The 18768-nt window shown below is 69.1% G+C and carries 17 protein-coding genes; 9 read left to right on the top strand and 8 right to left on the bottom strand.

Annotation, left to right across the window (positions count from 1 at the left end; translation table 11 throughout):
* The first annotated feature begins 33 nt into the window (after positions 1–33).
* Positions 34–2214 carry an FG-GAP-like repeat-containing protein gene (locus OV208_RS17925; RefSeq protein ID WP_267575050.1) on the top strand — a complete coding sequence of 727 codons (2181 nt, stop codon included), beginning with the start codon at positions 34–36 and terminating at the stop codon, positions 2212–2214.
* 174 nt (positions 2215–2388) lie between these two features.
* On the opposite strand, the gene OV208_RS17930 is transcribed toward OV208_RS17925, so the two are convergent.
* The 3 genes from OV208_RS17930 to OV208_RS17940 form a co-directional block, all read right to left on the bottom strand.
* On the bottom strand, positions 2389–2874 hold the full coding sequence (locus OV208_RS17930; protein WP_267575051.1) for an IS66 family transposase: 486 nt from the start codon (positions 2872–2874) through the stop codon (positions 2389–2391).
* A complete protein-coding gene (locus OV208_RS17935; RefSeq protein WP_267575052.1) occupies positions 2868–3395 on the bottom strand; it encodes an IS66 family transposase in 528 nt (175 codons plus the stop codon). The genes OV208_RS17930 and OV208_RS17935 overlap by 7 nt, the downstream gene beginning before the upstream one ends.
* A 384-nt stretch (positions 3396–3779) precedes the next feature.
* On the bottom strand, positions 3780–4016 hold the full coding sequence (locus tag OV208_RS17940) for a hypothetical protein (RefSeq protein ID WP_267575053.1): 237 nt from the start codon (positions 4014–4016) through the stop codon (positions 3780–3782).
* Between the two features lie 738 nt (positions 4017–4754).
* On the opposite strand from OV208_RS17940, the gene OV208_RS17945 reads away from it, so the two are divergent.
* From OV208_RS17945 to OV208_RS17975, 7 genes are all read left to right on the top strand, one after another.
* Positions 4755–6362 carry a hypothetical protein gene (locus OV208_RS17945; RefSeq protein WP_267575054.1) on the top strand — a complete coding sequence of 536 codons (1608 nt, stop codon included), beginning with the start codon at positions 4755–4757 and terminating at the stop codon, positions 6360–6362.
* Between the two features lie 105 nt (positions 6363–6467).
* Complete coding sequence (locus tag OV208_RS17950) at positions 6468–6629, top strand: hypothetical protein (RefSeq protein ID WP_267575055.1); 162 nt, start codon at positions 6468–6470, stop codon at positions 6627–6629.
* A gap of 185 nt (positions 6630–6814) precedes the next feature.
* Positions 6815–8533, top strand: a complete 1719-nt coding sequence (locus OV208_RS17955) for a B12-binding domain-containing radical SAM protein (protein ID WP_267575056.1) — start codon at positions 6815–6817, stop codon at positions 8531–8533.
* Positions 8534–8686: 153 nt separating this feature from the next.
* The gene (locus OV208_RS17960) at positions 8687–9766 is read left to right on the top strand and encodes a ribonuclease T2 family protein (protein WP_267575057.1); all 1080 of its coding nucleotides are present in this window, start codon (positions 8687–8689) and stop codon (positions 9764–9766) included.
* A 111-nt stretch (positions 9767–9877) separates the two neighbouring features.
* Positions 9878–10216, top strand: a complete 339-nt coding sequence (locus OV208_RS17965; RefSeq protein WP_267575058.1) for an ArsR/SmtB family transcription factor — start codon at positions 9878–9880, stop codon at positions 10214–10216.
* On the top strand, positions 10197–10697 hold the full coding sequence (locus OV208_RS17970; RefSeq protein WP_267575059.1) for an SRPBCC family protein: 501 nt from the start codon (positions 10197–10199) through the stop codon (positions 10695–10697). Before OV208_RS17965 ends, OV208_RS17970 begins: the two co-directional genes overlap by 20 nt.
* Before the next feature lie 84 nt (positions 10698–10781).
* A complete protein-coding gene (locus tag OV208_RS17975) occupies positions 10782–11069 on the top strand; it encodes a hypothetical protein (RefSeq protein WP_267575060.1) in 288 nt (95 codons plus the stop codon).
* On the opposite strand, the gene OV208_RS17980 is transcribed toward OV208_RS17975, so the two are convergent.
* The 5 genes from OV208_RS17980 to OV208_RS18000 form a co-directional block, all read right to left on the bottom strand.
* Positions 11064–11729, bottom strand: a complete 666-nt coding sequence (locus tag OV208_RS17980) for a TetR/AcrR family transcriptional regulator (protein ID WP_267575061.1) — start codon at positions 11727–11729, stop codon at positions 11064–11066. The genes OV208_RS17975 and OV208_RS17980 overlap by 6 nt on opposite strands.
* A complete protein-coding gene (locus OV208_RS17985) occupies positions 11729–12820 on the bottom strand; it encodes a saccharopine dehydrogenase (protein ID WP_267575062.1) in 1092 nt (363 codons plus the stop codon). The genes OV208_RS17980 and OV208_RS17985 overlap by 1 nt, the downstream gene beginning before the upstream one ends.
* 89 nt (positions 12821–12909) lie before the next feature.
* Positions 12910–13665, bottom strand: coding sequence for a class I SAM-dependent methyltransferase (locus OV208_RS17990; protein ID WP_267575063.1), 756 nt, complete (start codon positions 13663–13665; stop codon positions 12910–12912).
* A gap of 76 nt (positions 13666–13741) precedes the next feature.
* Positions 13742–14902, bottom strand: a complete 1161-nt coding sequence (locus tag OV208_RS17995) for a glycosyltransferase family 4 protein (protein ID WP_267575064.1) — start codon at positions 14900–14902, stop codon at positions 13742–13744.
* Between the two features lie 17 nt (positions 14903–14919).
* Positions 14920–16065 carry a glycosyltransferase gene (locus OV208_RS18000; RefSeq protein WP_267575065.1) on the bottom strand — a complete coding sequence of 382 codons (1146 nt, stop codon included), beginning with the start codon at positions 16063–16065 and terminating at the stop codon, positions 14920–14922.
* A gap of 512 nt (positions 16066–16577) precedes the next feature.
* Here OV208_RS18000 and OV208_RS18005 point away from each other — a divergent pair.
* Positions 16578–18743, top strand: coding sequence for a DUF4082 domain-containing protein (locus tag OV208_RS18005; protein ID WP_267575066.1), 2166 nt, complete (start codon positions 16578–16580; stop codon positions 18741–18743).
* Positions 18744–18768: the final 25 nt, after the last annotated feature.

The raw sequence follows: 18768 nt of genomic DNA on the forward strand, positions 1-18768 counted from the left end.
GCTTCATCCTGCTCCTGGGGGGGGAGCCATCCAATGAGAAGCCATACACATGCCTCGCTGTCGTGGGGGCTGGGGGCGACACTGGCGTTATTGCTGGGCGCTTGCGGTGTGGAGCCCCTCGACGAAGGGGCAGAGCCCGGAAGCGACAAGGCGTTGGCGCAGGTGAGCCAGGAGCTCGCGCCGCCGTGGGACTTGTATGCGGATGCGGTGGCGCCGGGCACCACGCCGGCGGTGCTCCACCCGAGCAGGGCGCTGGGCGCACCGGACGGGCAGAGGGCAACGATACCGGGCCTGCTCACCTCGGCGCTGGTGCTGGACCTGGGGCAGGGCGAGGAGGGCACCGGAGACCTGCGCGTCTATTACCAGGGCCTGGCGGCGGTGCTGGTGGCCCAGGTGGACTTCCTGAAGGCGGATGGGACCCGCGTCGGCTCCAGCCTGCTGCACATGGGCCTGGGGACCCATGTCGCGGTGGCGAGGTACCCCGGAAACTACCCCTACCGCTACGTGCGCCTGCGGGGCGCGTTGTTCGGGATCTATCAGGTGGACGCGGTGGAGACGTCCATCCGGCCCTTCTGTGGTGACGGGGTGATTGGTGGAGCCGAAACCTGTGACGACGGCAACCAGCTCTCCGGAGACGGCTGCAACAGCGTCTGCCAGGTGGAGCCGGGCTACACCTGCACGGGAGAGCCGACAGTGTGTACCGACATCGACGAGTGCGCCGCCGGTACCGACAACTGCAACGAAAACGCCACCTGCACCAACATCGGGGGCTCCTTCACCTGCGCCTGCAATGCGGGGTACGAGGGCGACGGCGTGACCTGCACCAACATCGACGAGTGCGCCGCAAGCCCCTGCCTGAACGGTGGCACCTGCATCGACGGCGTGGGTAGCTACACCTGCAAGTGCGCGCCCACCTACGAGGGGAACAACTGCCAATCTTGCTCCGGCACCCTCGCGGACTGCAACGCGAACTCGTCCGACGGCTGCGAGGTGAACCTCCAGAGCGACGCCGACAGTTGCGGCGCCTGCGGCATCGTGTGCTCGACGGGCCAGATCTGCTCGAACGCCACCTGCCAGACCGCCCCCACCGGCCAGGTCCCCGGCACGCCGGTCAGCTCCCCCGCGAACCACAGCCCGCTGGCCCCGGCGGTCGCCGATGTGAATGGCGACGGCAAGCTCGACATCCTGGTGGCCAACGCCGAATCCGAGTCGACCCAGACTCCCGCTGGCTCCCTCTCCGTCTTCCTGGGGAATGGCGACGCCAGCGTCCAGTCGGAGGTCAACTACGGGAGCGCCTCGCTCTCCAGCAACGCGGTCGTGGCCGTGGACGTGGACGGCGACGGGTGGCTCGACGCCGTCACCGTCGACGGCCAGACGAACCTGCCCCTCATCAACGGAAACATCAGCGTCTACAAGAACCTGGGCTCGAGCGCGCCCGGGACCTTCGGCGCGCCGACGAGCTTCACAACGGGCACCCCGGGCTCCGTCCACCTCTGCACCGGGGACTTCGACAACGACGGGGTGGCTGACATCGCCACTACTAGCGTGACCCAGAGCCAGGTGAGCGTGCTCTTCGGCACCGGCGCGGGCAACTTCGGCGCGCCCACGTTCATCGGCATCCAGAACACCGGCGGCGTGCAGTCGACCATCGCCTGCCGTGACCTGAACAGCGATGGCTTCTCCGATCTCGTGGTGACGAGCCCCGCCAGCGCACGCCTGTCGGTCCTCATCAACCAGGGCAACGGCTCGTTCGCCGCAGCCGTCGCCTACAGCAATTCCGCCGGCGGCTTTACAGCGGGCATCGCCTTCGGCGACGCCAACGGCGACGGCACGCTCGACATCCTCTCGAACGGCGCGGCCGGCCGGTTCCTCTTCTTCTTCAGAGGGAACGGCAACGGCACCTTCGCGAGCGGCGTTCAGTCAACCGCCTCGGCCACTTCGGCCACCAACTCGGCGCTGGGCGTCGTGGCCGATGACTTCAACGGCGATGGCAAGCTCGACGCCTACATCCTCGTGACAGCGGCCTCGGGCGGCGTCCGCCCGATGACCGGCAACGGCAACGGAGGCTTCACCTCTGGCACCGTCGTCACGACCGGCGCCTCGCCTGGCCTCAACGCCATCGCCACCGCGGACATGGACGCGGATGGGTACCCCGATCTCATCCTGACCAACAGGGGCTCCGGCACCGTGACCGTGGTCCCCAACGGACTCTAGGTCGCTGTCCGCGATACCGCGATGGGGCGGTGTGCCCTGATTTCAGCGCGGTCTCGGTAGGAGAATCGGTGCGCCGCGTGCTTCGCGCGCGGCGCACCGAAAGACGGTAACTGTTCGCCGTGCCCCGTTCCTGCGCCGAGCTGACGCGACCGGGGCGGCCAGTGGGAGTTGGGGTCAGTCCTGGTTCTTCGGAAGCGTGACGGTGCCTGGGCTCTCGATGGCGGCGAGCGCAGCGCGCTGGAGGTAGTGGCCCGGGTCCTCACCGCGCAGGCGTGCTGTCTCGATGAGGGAGTAGAAGAGGGCGGCCACTTCGGTGCCTCGCTTCGACTTGCTGCCGTAGTGGTTTTTCCTGCCCATCACCATGTCGCGCATCTGCCGCTCGACGTGGTTGTTGTCGATGGGGACCACGGGGTTGCTCAAGAAGACAGACAGCCCGTCCCACAGCTTCAGCATGTACTCCAGGGCCTTGCGGAAGGCGCTGCCGGGGGCGGCTCGCTGCGTCAGGGCCCAGTCGCGGATACGCTCCACCACCGGCGCGGAGTGCTGCTGGCGCACGGCGAGCCGCTGCGCGAGCGCGGCCTGGCGCTCCTCTGCCGCCAGGGCGTACCAGCCGGGCAGGTCCGCCTCAATGGCATACACCTCACCAATAAGCTTCAGCACCTCTTCGCAAGGGGAGCGAACTGTTTCGCCTCGAAGAATTTGCGGCGCACGTGCGCCCAGCAGAAGGCCAGCGTCGCGGGGGCGGGCCCGTCCGCGTGGATGAGGGGCGAGGTGAAGACTTCGGCCAGCAGCGCCTCGTAGGACTTCTGAAGGTGGGTGGCCAGCGCGTCGAGCTGGTCCCACAGCGTCTGCGCTTCCACCACCAGGCCCTCGCGCAGGTACAACCGCTGCTGGCGGGCCAGCGGCAGGTGAAAGCCATACTTCATGAGGGCCACGTGGACGGCGAACTCCAGCGAGTAGCGGCCACCGGGAATCAGCCGCGGCGGCGCGGAGGCCGTCACCGGCGTGCAGCCCTGGTGGCAGCGGTACTTCTGCCGGCGCACCCGGCGCAGCACGAAGTTTCGCTCGACGACGGTGACTTGCTCGCAGTCCTCCGTCTGCCCTTCCCACGCGTGCAGCCCACTGCCGCACAGGCCGCAGACTCGGTCCGCCTCGTCCAGCGGCAGTAGCACCTCCTGCACCTTCAGCTCCGGTGGGGCCGTGGCCGCGCCGTGGCTTCGTCCTCGGAGGCTTCGCGGGTTTCTCCCCGCGCTTCTCCCTGGAGGCGCCGAAGAGGCGCTTCTGCAAGAGGGCCAGTTGCTCCTTGAGGTCCTCGAGCTCCAACTGGAGCCGCGCCTGGGCGTCCTCGCCCTTGAGCCGGGCATTCTCCGCGACGAGGGTTTCGAGGCGCTGGTGCAGCCGGGCGTTTTCCGCCTCCAGAAGGCTGGCCACCTGCTTCGCCGTCTCCAAGTCTCGCAACTGCTCGACGCGCGTCATGACTACCTGGCAGGTGCTACACCCCCCCGCCTACCGCAAGGACCTTCTCGTCCACCGTCGGCGGCGACAGCCTCCACCGCTTCGCCAACTCACAGCCCTCCAGGAAGAGGGACAGCTCGCTCACCGTCAGCTCCACCGCCTGCGCGCCCTCCTCCCAGCTTCAACGCCGCGTCCGTCACCGTCCCTCCCGCCGCGACGGTGTGCTCGGCGTAGCGCACCGCGAAGGCGCGCAGCGTCTGCGCAAACGGCAACGAGCCACTGCGCCGCCCTGCCTTCAACCGCTGCGCCTCCTGACGGAACTGCTCCAACTCCTTCTCCAACTCCATCGCTCACCTCCTGTTGTGTGGCCAAGGGAGGTCTCACGAAATGCCGTGCCCCGTCGCGACGGGGCACGGCGAACACTTACTCAGCTACGGGGCCGTGCAGCGAGTTCGCAGGGGATTGTTGCCTGAACTATCGGCTGGCCGGGGCGGGTCAGAGCGGGGACCTCTCATCCATTCGGGACAAGGCGGCCACCCAGCTCAAGCGGCGGGTGACCCAGAAGCCAGACGCGAAGGTGCGCGAGTGTCCTCGCCGCGCTCTTGAGCGTGGTGGATGTCCGACGACGAGTCCTTTGTAATACCTCGCTGACACTGATGGGCGCCATCCGTAACCGCTGCCGGCCCCAACGGATGACGCACCGAAGCGCCATCAATGGGCGCCTCTTCGGGCGATTCGTCCGCCAGCGCCCATGCCCCTGGCTGCGCCCGGTGCCGTGGTGAGCGGACCTGAGGAATCAGGGCGCATTGACCAGCTCTCTGGCGCGCACACTGATGCACCGCGCAATCCGGATTCTCACATCCCGGGACGATCGGCCGGCATGCAAAACATATTTCGCTGATTGTCACTGGCTGCCTCGAAATCGCGTAAAAGCCTTCACAGCGGCAATGGCGTCGGCCGCCCCCCAGACAAGACAGCACGGATGGCACAGCCGGCAGGCTGTGCGCATGCATTGCATTTCAACAGTGACGCCACTGCACATGTTTCGCAGTGTCATGCAGCCACGGGCTGCGAAAAGGAGAAGTATGCGGAAGCTGTCCATGACGTTCGTCATGCTGTGCGGAGCATTGGTGTCAGGATGCCAGGGAGAGGAGTTGGAGCAGCCCGCCCACGAACAGCCGCGCGGCACCGGCACCGAGTCGTCCGTCGCGTCCATCCGCCAGGGAGTCGTCTCCGCGGAACTCGCGGCTTCGCTCTCGTGTATCGAGACGTACGTCAACGCGGGGACCTGCGACTGGGCGCACTGGAGCGAGCTGTGGGACACGTGCCAGGCCTACGCGCACCCGGAGCTCGACGACGGCTTCTTCATTGATGAGGTGCAGTCAGGAAACTGCACGGCGGCCAACTGGCCCACGCTGCGCGAGCAGATCATCGCCCCGCGTTCTCCTGCCGTCCGCGTGCGCGAGAGCTGCGATGTCGGCTCCCAGGTGATTCAGGAGGCCGGATCCAACGGTTGCCACACGCTCGCGGCAGTCGCGAGCGGCTCCTACGTCGACGTGCCCATGGGCAAGGCCGTGACGCTCCATGCCGGCACGAACTGCACCGGCGACTCGGTCACCGTCGAGAACGACGCGAACCTCTGTGAGACCTCGTTCGAGAGCGGCGCGAGCGCGAACGACCAGGTGCGTTCGTTCCGGATCCAGGACGTCGTGGCCCTCCCCTCGCCGTACAGCTACGACTGCGGCGCCAACGAGCCGACCTGCGTCAAGAACTTCAACAGCAGACTGGGCGCCCTCAACAAGAAGCACACCGTCAAGCTCGTCCGCGTCACCCTCGCTGGCAGGACAACGCCCTCGATGGCCACCATCCGGGGCAACGTCGTTGACCTGTACAACTACTACGCCGTCGCGTCTCGCCATCAGGTGAGCTTGCAGATCACCGGCACGCAGACCGTGGCGGTGACGAGCACCAACTGCGCGGACGCGAAGGGCCAGGCCCGCAGGGCAGTCACCGGCGCGAGCGCGTTCCTGACCGTGTATTCGCTGCCCAGCGGGCTGTGCTCCACCTCGAACGCCGGCTCGAACAGCGTCAATCTCAGGGGCAGCCTGTACCGGGACTACGCCCACGAGGTCGGGCACGTCCTCGGCCTCGCGCACAGCAGCGTGCGAGACCCCGCCACCGGCAAGGTCACCTCGTCCGGTGACTCGAGTTCATACATGGGCATCTTCGCGTCGGATAACTACACCCTCCCTCAACTCCACTGGCTGGGGTGGACGAAGAAGGAGGAGCTCGTCAAGGTGAACTCAGCCATCGACAGTGGTGGCTTCATCGACGTCACCCTCCGCCCGCTGGGCACCAACGCGGACAACACCAGCAGCCTCCCCCTTGGCGCGGTCTGGGATAATCCCGACACGGACCAGCGGCTGTTCATCGCCGTACCGAAGCCGCGCACCAACGGTACGAACCAGATTGAGGGCGGCACGGTGTTCGTGCACCGCGCTCCCAAGTGCGAGGGCTGCACGGGCATGGCCATGAACACGATGCAGTTGGCGCGGTTCGGCGCCAGGTCCGTCAATGAGCACAAGGCGGACGCCCTCTTCGTCAAGCCGGTGGGCTTCACGAGCAACTTCGTCCAGGAGAGCGGGAAGAGCGTCGAGGTGTTCACCTCCGTCACGGTGCGCATCAGGAAGTAGAGCGAGGCCGGCCTTCATCGCGACCGGCGGGCGACGAACGCCAGCCGGTCGCGGCTCCCGCAGTGGGGTTCCGTTCCGCGCTCCTACCACGAAGCGCTGCCGCGCATGCGCGCGGGGCGGCTTCAGGCGCCCATCGAGCACCGGTTCGCCACGTCCCTCTCCCTGCGCTCCGCCAAGGAGAACCGCTACGCGCTGCTCTGGGCGGTCATGGCGCTCGCGGAGGGTCGCAGGTCCAAGCCCGCACTGCTCCAGCGCCCCGCCCCCTGACGCCGCCGGGCGGAGGCAGCACCTCCAGCCCCCCAGGTGACGCCCTCACTGGCGGTCCGCCCCCGGGATGGACGGGCGGCCCACAAGCCGCCTGAGTGCCTGCGAGGTGGGCCTCCCATCATTCCCTCCGGCCTGCCTCGAATCGTCTACGCTGAAACCGACTCGGAAAGGTCGGTGCTCGTTTCATGCGTGGTGGTCGTGACCTCTCGCCAGTGCTTCTCGTCGGTGCCGGGACGGGCGAAGCCACGTGCGGCATCCTTTACCTGGCGAGCTACCTGCGACGCGGTGGGATTGAAGCCTTCGTGCGGCTGTATGACGGGGACGAAACCGACGCGGAGGTGGTGCACTCCTTCGAGAGCCTCGTCACCCGCGTGCGCCCGAAGCTCGTCGGCATCAGCCTCAAGTGGTTCCACCACGTGGACCGCGCGCTGCTCATCGCTCGCACCCTGCGCGAAATCGATCCCAGCATCCGCATCGTCGTGGGCGGCAACTCCGCGTCGTACTGGTGGCGGGAGTTGAGCGCCGTGGACTGCATCGACCACATCGTGCTGGGCGACGGCGAGAAGCCCCTGCTGGCCATCTGCCAGGGCGACCCCACCCCTCCCAACTGCGTGAGCCGGAACGCCGAAGGAAAGCCCCGCAGGCTTCCGCTGGCGTACGTGCAGGGCGCCAACAACACCGAGGACATCTACTACTCGCACTTCAACGAGCTCTTCCTGAGCCAGATGGACCGCAACTCCTTCTCCGGCTGGGTCGCGCCCGGCAAGGGGTGCGGCGAGAACTGCCTCTACTGCGGCGGGGCCCGCGGCAACCAGAAGGCGGCCTTCGGACGCGCGAAGCCGTTCCTGCGCTCCGAGGAGAGCGTGCGCCGCGACCATCAGGAGATAGCCGGCCGGACCTGGCAGATGCGCTACGACTTCGCCGGCAGCACGGCGGAGTTCCTGGGCAGCACCTGGGCCGGGGTCGACCTCTCTCGCCACTGCTGCACGTATTTCCTCTGGGGCGTGCCCAAGCTGGAGCTCGTCGAAGCGCTGGCCCGGACATTCCAACGCATCTACATGGTGCTCGACATCGGCTGCTTCTCCGAACAGCAGCGCCTGGAACAGATGGGCAAGGGGCTGCTCAAGCCCTGCGCGAAGGACCAGGAGCTGCTCGAAGTCATTGAAGCCTCCCGCCGCCATCCCAACCTGGAGATTGAAATCTCCGGCATCGGCGGCCTCCCCTTCGCGAGCCAGGCCACGCTCGCGGAGGAGGTCCGACTGGTGGAGCGCATCATCGGACTCGACTGCGTGATTGGCTACCAGCGGCTGGAAGCCCAGCCCGGTGCCCTGGTCACCGAACATCCCGCGCGGTTCGACATGGTGTCCGAAGCGCGCACGTTCACGGAGTTCCTCGACTACTTCGAGCGACGCGAACCCGGTGACGTGTCCGTGCCGATGATCCGCTTCAAGGACACCGCGCTCGAAGCAGCCGTGCAGCGCACCTCCGACCGCGTGGATGCCCTGGCGTGGAAGCACCGGGATGCGAGGAAGCGCCTCGACATCAACGGACGCACGCGGCTCTTGAACACCGCCTCCGCGAAGCAGCAGTTCACGCTCGGGGACTGGTTGGGCGCCCACCGGGCCCCCGCGAAGGTGTCACAGGAGCCCGTGACCGTGATGCGCTCGGTGGATGGCACCACCCTGAGCTGCGCCCCTTCCGTCAGCCCACGCAAGTTCTCGGATCCAACGCTCACGCAGGGCCAGGACGGGGCCATCCTGCTCGCGGCCCTGGCCACCTTCGAACGCCCCACCACCGTCTCCAGCGCGGTGACGCAACTGGGCACGACGGCGCGGCTGGATCCGCACTCCGCCCGGGAGGTCATCGACCATCTGGTGGACGGCCGCTTCCTCCAGCCCGCGTAAGACACCGACGTCGGTTTTCCAGCAATGCCCTCTGCCTCCAGGAGGGGCGCGTTGATGGACAGACACCCCGCCGTCCCCGGGCGCGGGGTGTGGCGCATGGCCACGACTCCATACCTTGGAGCCGCTTCTGCTCCGCGCAGAGCAAGGGGAACCATGCGCCTCCCGCCGCCGCGCCTTGCCTTGTGGTTGTGTCTGGTCATCGTGCAGGGATGTCGTACGCGTCCCGAGACCCCTCCCGCCCCACCGCCCGCCGCGAAGGTCGCCACGACCCGACCACTCGACCAGGCGACAGCGGAAGCCCTCGACATCGAGTTCGGACGTCCCCAGGCCACGGCTTGCAACTGTTTCGCCACGGACCCCTCCGCCACGGATGGCGGAGCCTGTGCCACGCCGCGATTCGGCGCGTACCTGCTCGCACTGACGTGGGCGCCGAACTTCTGCCCGGGCAATCCGGACAAGGAGCAGTGCCAGCAGCTCCAGGGGAGCTTCGGCGCGACACACCTGACGATTCATGGACTGTGGCCCCAGTTCAATGACGCGGAGGAGCAGCAACAGCAATGCAGCTACCCGGCCTACTGCGGCGGCCTCTGCGAATGTCGGGGCAGAAATGCGCCCTCGCGCTGCTTGCCCGACCCCTCCACGATTCCTGACACCATGGGCACCTACGGCCCCGGATTCGTCACGGACAACTTCTTCCTCGCGAACCACGAGTGGCCCAAACACGGAAGCTGCACGGGGATGGATGCCAGGAGCTACTTCTCCAGCAGCATCGACGCCCTGCTGTCGCTCCCGGGCGACCAGGGGACGCCCGCGCTCCTGCGCGACAACATCGGGCGCGGCGTCCCCCTGTCGGAGCTGCGCTCGGCGTTTGGAGAGAGTGACAGCGTGGCCTTCAGCTGCGACCCACGCTGCAACCTCGCGGGGCTGACCGTCTGCTTCGGCGTAGGCGCCCAGGGGCATCCGACGACGCGCATCCCCTGCCCCCGGAACGTGACGGACAGCAACAGCAACAGCTGCGTGGGAGATCCCCAGCAACCCCGCTGCCCCACCGTGTCGATCCAGGCCGTGTCGTCGGGCGGCGGTGGCGGTGGCGGGGGCGGCGGCGGCGGCGGGGGCGCCACCTGCGACAATCCCGGACAGGGCCCGGCCTGCACCAGCGATGACATGTGCACGTCCCAGGGCTTCGTCCGCTGCGCCAGCTCCGGCTGCTGCACCACGGTGCCCAAGCGCTGACGCGGAAGAAGGAGGGAGGCGCCTGAATCGCGCCGCCCTCCCCCCAGGGGGCACCCTGGTGAAGCATCATATTCCTTGACGAGAATATACCTCGTGAGGAATATATAAGCCATGATCGAGACGTTCGCCGCGCTGTCCGACCCCCACCGTTTCCGCATCGTGGAGCTGTTGCGCTCCGGGCCTCGCGCGGTGAACGACATTGGCGAGCGGCTGCGGCTCCAGCAGCCCCAGGTGTCGAAGCACCTGCGGGTCTTGAAGGAGGCGGGGCTCGTCGATGTGCAGCCGCGGGCGCAGCAGCGCCTCTACGAGCTGCGCGCGCAACCGCTGCGCGAACTTCACGAATGGCTCGAGCGCTATCACCAGCTCTGGGATGCGCGCTTCGAGGCAATGGACGAACTCCTGGAGGAGCTCCAGGACGAGGAGAAGCCCCATGGCCGAAGCAAGAAGTGAGACCCCGAGGAGCGTCACCACCCTGGAGCTGAAGTCCGACCGGGAGGTCATCATCTCGCGGACGTTCCGGGCCCCGGCGCGCATCGTGTTCGACGCGTGGACGAAGCCCGAGTTCGTGAGGCGCTGGTGGGCGCCCCAGTCCCGCTGTGTCGAATTCGTGGACTGCCAGGCGGACGTCCGCGTCGGCGGCGCCTACCGCTATCACCTGAAGCACGACGGCAACGAGTTCAGCTTCTACGGCACCTACTCTGAAATCACGCCGCACACGCGGCTGGCCTACACGCAGATCTTCGAACCGTTCCCGGACGCGGCGGTGCAGGTGACCGTCACCTTCGAGGAGCGCGACGGCAAGACGCACCTCGTGTCGCATGAGGTGTATCCGTCGAAGGAAGCGCGCGAAGGGGCCCTGTCCTCCGGCATGGAGCACGGCCTGCGAGAGGCGATGGATCAGCTCGACGAGCTCGTCGCGTCGCTCGCCTGAGTGGCGACCTTGGACAGGGGCCCTTCACCCGGCGTGGATTCTCTGTAGGATCCAACGCTCCTCACCTGGCCCCTGGAGGCTCGCATGCTGCGTTCCCTGTGTTTCGTGGTCCTGTGCAGCGTTGGACTCACCGCTTGCGGTCCGGAAGCCGTTGACGCGAACGATGAGACGTTCGGCGAAAGCCAGCAGGGCCTCGCGTGCGAGACGGGCACCGGCGATTGCCCGAACTCCACGACGACCTGTGCCTGGCTCACCAGCAACCCCAGTGAAGGGCTGTGTCGTCCCAAGTGCAGCCCCACCGGCACGTGTTCCTCCGGCACCTGCTGGTCGCAGCCGAACGGGCAGCCGTACTGCAACGGCGTCCGGCTATAGCGCCGGCGGGGGCAGCAACACCTGCTCCAGCAGCACCCGCAGTTCCTGGTCCAATCCCGGCACCGAGGCGGCGCGCAGATTTCCGCCGCCTCGGAAGAGGGACAGTCCTTCGAAGAAGGCAACCAGCAACGCCGCGCGCCGTTCCCGGCGCGCGGGCGTGAGGTCGGGGCAGAGCTGTCGCAGCAGCTCCACCACGCCCGCGCGGTAGCCGGCGTAGAAGACCGCGAGCGCGTCCGCCACCATGGCGTCCCTCGCGGCCAGCGCCCACAGCTCCGCGAAGAACTGGCAGGCCTGGGGTGAGTCCTGATCCTCCAGGACCGCATCCACGGCGTGCCGGAGCCGCTGCGCCGGTTCTCCGCCTCCACCCTCCACCCGCGCGTGGACCCGCTGGAGGGCCTGCTCCAGGTAGCGCGCCAGCAACGCGCGCACCACGTCCTGCTTCGTGGGGAAGTAGTACTGGAGGTTGCCCAGGCTCACGCCCGCGCGCTGGGCCACGCCCCGCAGGCTGAGCCCCGCGTAGCCGTCCTGGACCAGCACCTCCATGGCCGCGTCGAGGATGTGGCCCACGCGCTCGGTGCCCTTGGCGTGCACCGCCGTGCCCTCGCGGGGACTGGACGAAGGAAGGGCCCCAGCGACCTTCTTGCTCGCGCGGCGCGGCATCACGCCACCTCGCGCGCCAGGGACTCGTTGATGCGGACCTCGACGCCGCAGGCGCGCAGCGTGGCCAGCGTCTGCTCGGGGCGGGGTTCGTGCTCCGGGAACCACACGCCCGCGGGCGGCGGCGGCGCTCCATCCAGTCCCAGGAGCCGCTCGGCGCCCAACAGCGCTCCGACCGCGGTGAGGTGGGCCTGCCCCTTGGGGTCCACCACTTCGATGCGGACATGGCCCCGTTCGCCCTCCACGTCCGCCACCCACGCGGCTTCGCCTCCCGTGTTGCTGCCGGTGAGCAGCGTCCGGCGCAGCGCCGTCCAGCGGGGGTGCTGGAGCAGCCGCAGGATGCCGAGCCGCTGGAGCACGACCAGCGTCCAGGTCGCGGAGCCCGAGTCGAAGCCCAGCCGCGTCGCCACCGAGCGCGCGCCCAGCACCCGGGGCAGCGTCGCCTGTTCGGGCGTGTCCAGCCGGAAGACCCGGGTGGCCCGGCCGTCGGAGAACGTCACCCGCCGGCCGTCCGTCAGCGGCTGCACCTGCCGCTCGCGGCCGTCCTCCGTCACCTCGAAGGACAGGCCCAGCCGGTCCATGTACTCCAGGGAGTCCGGCCCGGCTTGATCCGCGAGCGCGAAGCGGATGGCCACCTCCACGCGCTCCAGGCGCCCCACCCTTCCCGCGGCCAGGGCCACGAGGCGCGGCACCAGCCCCGCCATCCACGCGGAGCCGAGCAGCACCGGCGCGCGAGGCGGCGCTCCGGACAGCCGCAGCACCGTGGCCATCATCCGGGAGGTCCACCGGGTGATGTCCAACACGGGCACGCCGTCACCCGACGCCGCCATCAAGAGGACATCGTCCGGGTCGTTGACCAGCGACAGCACCGCCCGGGGCCGTCCCCCCAGCGCCGCCAACGCACCGGGTGTGCGGACCTCCAGCGCGACGCCCTCCGCCCCGCCCAGCCGCGCGGCCAGCTCCCGGGCCGGTTCTTCCCTGCGCCCGGCGATGAGCAGCGGCAGGTCCGGATGACGCTCCCTCAGGAGCCCGGCGAGCTGGGCGCCCACCACCCCATAGCCCCCCACCAACACGACGCGGCCTTCGGCTCCCATGACGACTCCCACGTTCGGGCACGACCGCTTGCCGTGCCTCACGGGGGAAGATATAGGTCACATGACCTAATTATTCACGACAATCGACTTCACGCCCGAGAGATGAGGATCAGGTCCTCGTCCTGTTCCAGGCGGTACACCCCGTCCGCTCCACGGCAGCGTTCGGCGTGCATGCGAATCTTCGCATCGAGCTCACGTACCTGGGCCGCGTCCAGGGCGGCGAGCTGCGCCGCGGTGAAGCAGCCTTCGAGCACGAGGAAGCGGCAGAGCGTGTACATCTCCTCGAAGCTCTGGGCGACGAACCCGCTCATCGTCGCGAACACCTCGTGCGGCAATCGCATCTGCTGGACTTCGGCGATCACGGCCTCGCTGAAGAGCAACGTCTCCGAGAAGTCCTTGCACAGCTCATAGGTCGGTCCCCTGCCCGCGGCCATGGCGATGAGACACGCTCCCCCGGGACGCACGAACGAGAGCAGCGTGTCGATGAACGCTCCCCATTCAGCGACAGGCACGTGGTACAGGACATGCGAACACACGACGAGTTCATACCTGTCTTGTGATTCGAAGCGGGCCAGGGACTCGTGGTGGATTTTCGCCTTCGCATGGTGGAACCCGGCGATCTGCTCGGGATTGGGCTCCAGCAGGGTGAGCGAACCGAAGTGCGGTGCCAGTCTTTCGGCCACCTTGCCCGACCCCGCGCCCACGTCCAGCAGCGCGGGCTGCGCCGGCAGTCCGGGGAGGAGCCGCTCCTCGACGAGCTTCGCGATGTTCTGGGGATGCCGGGCTCCGACCGTGAGCAGGCGGAACGCCGTGGCGTATTCGTGCTGCGACATCGTGATTCCCATGGGGGGCCCGCTCTCCTGGTGGAACGGCCACGCCCCCACTTTCCCCGGGGCGTCGCTCGTCCGGAACCCGCGGACTCTACACGCTCACGCGCGGAGGCTTCCTCTCCCCCATCGCCGCGTGCGCGGAGGGGGCCTCCAGCGCCGGGAGGTAGAGCGCTTCGACATAGCGCTCCGCCATCCGCTCCGGCGCATGGTGCGTCACCACGTATTCGCGCGCGGCACCGGCCATCCGCTCTCGCCAACCGGGCGCCGCCAGCAACCCCGCGAGCGCGGAGGCCAGCGTGCCCGCGTCACCGGGCGGCACCACCAGACCGCGCCCCGTGCCCAGCACATGGGGCAGTTCACCGACACCGGAGGCGATCAACGGACGTCCCGCCGCCATCGCCTCCAGCGCGACCAGCGGCATGCCTTCCCGGAGGGATGGCATCACCACCGCGTCCGCCGCCGCGTACACCTCCCGCACGTCCGAACGGAACCCCAGGAAGTGCACCGGCAGCCCCTGCGCCTGGGCCTCCAGGGACTGCCTCAAGGGGCCATCCCCCACGAGCAACAGCGTGGGCACCGTGGCGCCGGGGGTCCGGGCCAGGATGCGCAGGGCGTCGAAGAGCACCTGGGGCCCCTTCTCCACCGACAGGCGTCCCACCAGCGCGATCACCGACACGTCGGGCGCCAGGCCCAGCGCCTCGCGCGCTCGCAGGCGCTCCTCATGCGTGCAGGCCTTCGCGAGCGGCAGCGCGTTGGGGATGTAGACCACCGGCGAGCGGTGGACGTACCGGCGCAGGCGCGTGGCCAGCTCCCGGGACACCGCCGCCACCGCGGTGGTGCAGTTGCCCAGCACGCGCGCCAGTCCCTCGTAGGCGACCAACGCGGGCGTGGCGCCCGTGTCCCCATGGTACGTGGCCACCAGCGGAACTCCCGACAGGGCGCTCGCGGCGGCGGCCAGGGTGAGGGACTTGTAGTCGTGCGCGTGCACCACGCCCACGCCGCGACGGCGGACCTCCGAGGCGAGCGTGGCCACGGCCATCGCGCTGAAACGGCCAGGCACTTCCAGCGTCAGGGCGTCCAATCCCTGCTCACGCGCGGCGCCCGAAAGGACATCCACCCGGCCCGGAGACACCAGGCTGCACACCTGCGCCCGCCAGGGCGACGGCGTCGTGCCCGCCAGCGACAGCAACGCACGCTCGGCGCCGTACAGGCCGCACGTGCTGCGCACATGGAGGATGGTGGAGTGCGGCACCCGTGCACCTCCCACACTCACGCCTGGGCGTGCGCGGCGGCGCCCCGGTAGAGCTTCGCGTACGCATCCACCATGTTGGCGAGCGAATAGCGCTGGGATTCAATCTTCGCGGCCGCGCCCAGGCGCGCACGCAGGTCCGCGTCGTGGGTCAGCCGCTTCACCGCGTCCGCGAGCGCCACCACGTCACCGGTGGGCACCAGGAGCGCCGTCTGCCCATCGCGGTGCACTTCCCGGATGGCCGGGACGGTGTGCGAAACCGTGGGCAGCCCCGCCGCCATCGCCTCCAGCAGCGACAGTGAGCGACCCTCGCGACGGGAGGGCTGCACGTAGACGTCAAAGGCGGGCAGCAGCGTGCTCGCGTCCAGCAGGGCGCCCGTGAAGTGCACCCGTCCGGCGAGCGGCGACGCGGCGGCGCGCGCTCGCAGCGAGGCCTCCATCGGGCCGGGGCCAATCATCACCAGGTGCGTGTTCGTCTCCTGCGCGAAGTGGCCCAGGAAGGCGTCCACGAGCAGGTCCGGGCCCTTCTCCTCGGACAGGCGTCCCAGGTAGCCCACCACGGTGGCGTCCTGGGGAAGGCCCAGGCGCTCGCGCGCGTCCCGGCGGGCCTCGGCGCCCGTGGACACGGTGAGCGGCACGCCGTTCTCGATGGTGACCACGCGCGAGAGCAGCTTCGGGCTCCAGCGCTCCAGGCTGGCGCGCACTTCACTGCCGCACGCCACCAGCGACTGGGTGAAGACGGCGGCGGCCATGGCCGCGGGGCGCAGCTTGCCCTGCGGTTCCACCGTCTGATGGAAGGTCCCCAGCACGGGCGTGCGCGGACGCAACGTCCGGGTGGCGACAGCGTTGAGCCAGGGGCCCACGTCGTGGCCGTGCACCACGTCCGCGCCAAAGGCGTCCACCTCCTGCGCCAGCCGGCGGATCGCCGTGGGCGTCATGCCCGCCAGCCCGCCCAGCCACACGGTGGGGATGTTGGCCCGCTGGAGCAGCTCGCGCACCGGGCCATCCGGCCCCAGGGCCAGCACCACGGAGTCGATGCCCCGGGAACGGCCATGCTCGGACAGGCGGACCACCAGTTGTTCCAGCCCGCCCATCTCCAAGCCGTACATCACATGAGCCACGCGCGTGGGACGCGCCGCCGCCGCCGGGTGCAGTTCGTTCTTCATGGACGCGGCCAAGCTAGGCACGCGCCCAGGGCCAACAACCCCTGCGACGGGCGCGCGCCCCGGTGGATGTCGGGCAGTGGAAGCTTTCGCCCACGGAGGTTCGCGGCGGGCCACGGAAGCTCCGTCCGGATGGACGGCATGACATGCGACCGGGAAACACGCCCTGCGTACGTAAGGGCATCCGGCGCTGCCGGACACACGCCCTGTCCGGCGGCCCCGGGGGGCCGACCCAGGCGCCAGCAGGCCGCCGCCGCGTGGCTCCGCGAGACCGGTCCGGCGCCCGCGCCCACCGCGGAACCCGTTGCACTCCGTCCGCAACGGACAGCACGCGCCCCCAACGGATGGACATGCCGCACCACCACCATCCTCCGCGTGTATTGAAACACAATCATGTCACCCTCGCGTGAAAGGCTCGACTCCCGAACAGGCGATGTGAGAACCACCGCCTGTCTTCACCTTCAAGGGAGTCCGACGTGCTTCGACTGGCATCACGCTGGGTCACGACATGCGCAGTGGGTTTCACGTGGGCGATCGCGGGCTGTGCTCCCGCGGAGCCCACCCTGCCGGAAGCACAAGACACCACCGAGTCCGTGCAGCCGCTGCTGACGGGGGAGCGCGCCCTCTTCGGCGACTCCGCGCTGCCGGCCGTGGCGGCCGCGAACGACAGCGCCGCGGTGGAGCTGGGCGTGCGCTTCCGCAGCGATGCGCCCGGTCGCATCATGGGCGTGCGCTTCTACAAGGGCGCGGGCAACACGGGCACGCACACCGGCAGCCTTTGGTCCGCTTCCGGCTCGCTGCTGGGCACCGTGACGTTCCAGGGTGAGACGGCCTCCGGCTGGCAGGAGGCGCGCTTCGCCACGCCGGTCACCATCGCCGCGGACACGAACTACGTCGTCTCGTACCACGCGCCCGCGGGGCACTACGCGGTGACGGACAACGGCTTCGCGTCCGCGTTGGCGGCGCCGCCCCTGCACGCGGCGGGGGACGTGGCGGGCGCTGGCAACGGCCTGTATCGCTACGGCACCAGCGGCTTTCCGACGGACAGCTTCAACGCCAGCAACTACTGGGTGGACGTGGCCTTCCAGCCCAACGACACCACGCCCCCGCGCGCGCCCACCAACGTCGCGGCGGCGCCCAATTCGCCCACCGCCATCGACCTGACCTGGTACGCCTCCGTGGACGGCAACGGCGAGATGCAGGGCAATGCGCGCGCGCACCTGGTGTACCGGGGCGGCAATCTCGTCGCGGAGCTGCCCGGCACCACCCTGCGCTACCGTGACACCGGCCTGACGCCCGCCACCGCGTACCAGTACACCGTGCGCGGTCGTGACGCCGCCGGCAACGTGGGCCCGGCCTCCGCGACCGTCACCGCCACCACGCTCGCCGACACCGTGTGCAACCCGTGCAGCCTGTGGAGCACCGCGACGGGCAATCCGCAGTACGAGAACGCGGACGCCACCCCCGCCGAGGTAGGCGTGAAGTTCCGCACGGACGTGGCGGGCACGGTGACCAAGGTGCGCTACTACAAGGGCAGCACCGACAACGGGCCGCACGTGGGCCACCTGTGGAGCGCCACCGGCGCGCTGCTCGCCACCACCGCGCAGGCGCCCGCGGAGAGCGGTTTCGGCTGGCGCGAGCTGACGTTCGCCACGCCGGTGAGCCTCGCGGCCAACACGACCTACGTCGTGTCGTACTTCGCCACCGGGGGCCGCTACGCCATCACGCCGTACTACTTCAACACCGCGGGCGTGGACGTGCCGCCCCTGCACGCGCCGTCCACCGTGGCGGCCGGCGGCAACGGCGTGCGCAACCTCAACGGCAGCGCCTTCCCCACGGAGGCCTGGCTCAACACCAACTTCTGGGTGGACGTCACCTTCGTCCCCGCCACGTCCGGGACGCAGGCCCCGGTGGACCTGGCCGTGAGCCAGGCCTTCCCCGCGGGCACGGGCGCCAACGGCGACATGCTGTTCTACGACATCACCGTGACGAACAACGGCACGCAGACGGCCACCGGCATCGAGCTCGACGTCCCCGTCCCCACGGGCCTCTTCTACTTCTTCTACAGCGCGGACCCGGTCAGCAACGGCGGCTGCTCGTTCGGCCACGACCTGCTGTGCACGATTCCCAGCCTGGCGCCGGGCGCGAGCGCCACGATTCCGGTGACGGCCTTCCCCATGTCCTCTGGCACCTTCCAGAGCGTGGCCACCGTGTCCGCCGCGCAGACGGACTCCGTGCCGGGCAACAACACCAGCGCCCTGGCCATCCCCGTGGGCCCGTCCACCAACCTCATCACCTTCGACACCTTCCCCGGACAGGATGAGGTCATCACCGGCCTGCACGGTCCGCTCCACTTCATCCTGAGCGACTGGTACATCGCGTCGCCCTGGGGCGGGTTCACCACGAAGAGCGTCTCCTTCAACGGCGGCGGCCTCACCCAGGGGCGGCTCTCCGTGAACGGCCAGCGCCGCGTCATCGGCATGGACGCCTTCACCTGGGACACGGGCGCGACGCTCACGCTCGCCTGCCTCGACCTGCCGACCCGCACCTTCCCCCTGACGGCGGGCCAGGTGACCCACGTGGTGACGAACTGGACGCAGCCCTGCACCGTGTTCACCCTCTCCACGTCCAACGGCTGGGACACGAACCTCGACAACATCGAGCTGTCGCCGCGCCCCTGAGCGTGACGGAAGGGACGGCGGGTAT

Origin of the sequence: Corallococcus sp. bb12-1 (genome assembly GCF_026626765.1) — a bacterium.
Classification (GTDB): domain Bacteria; phylum Myxococcota; class Myxococcia; order Myxococcales; family Myxococcaceae; genus Corallococcus; species Corallococcus terminator.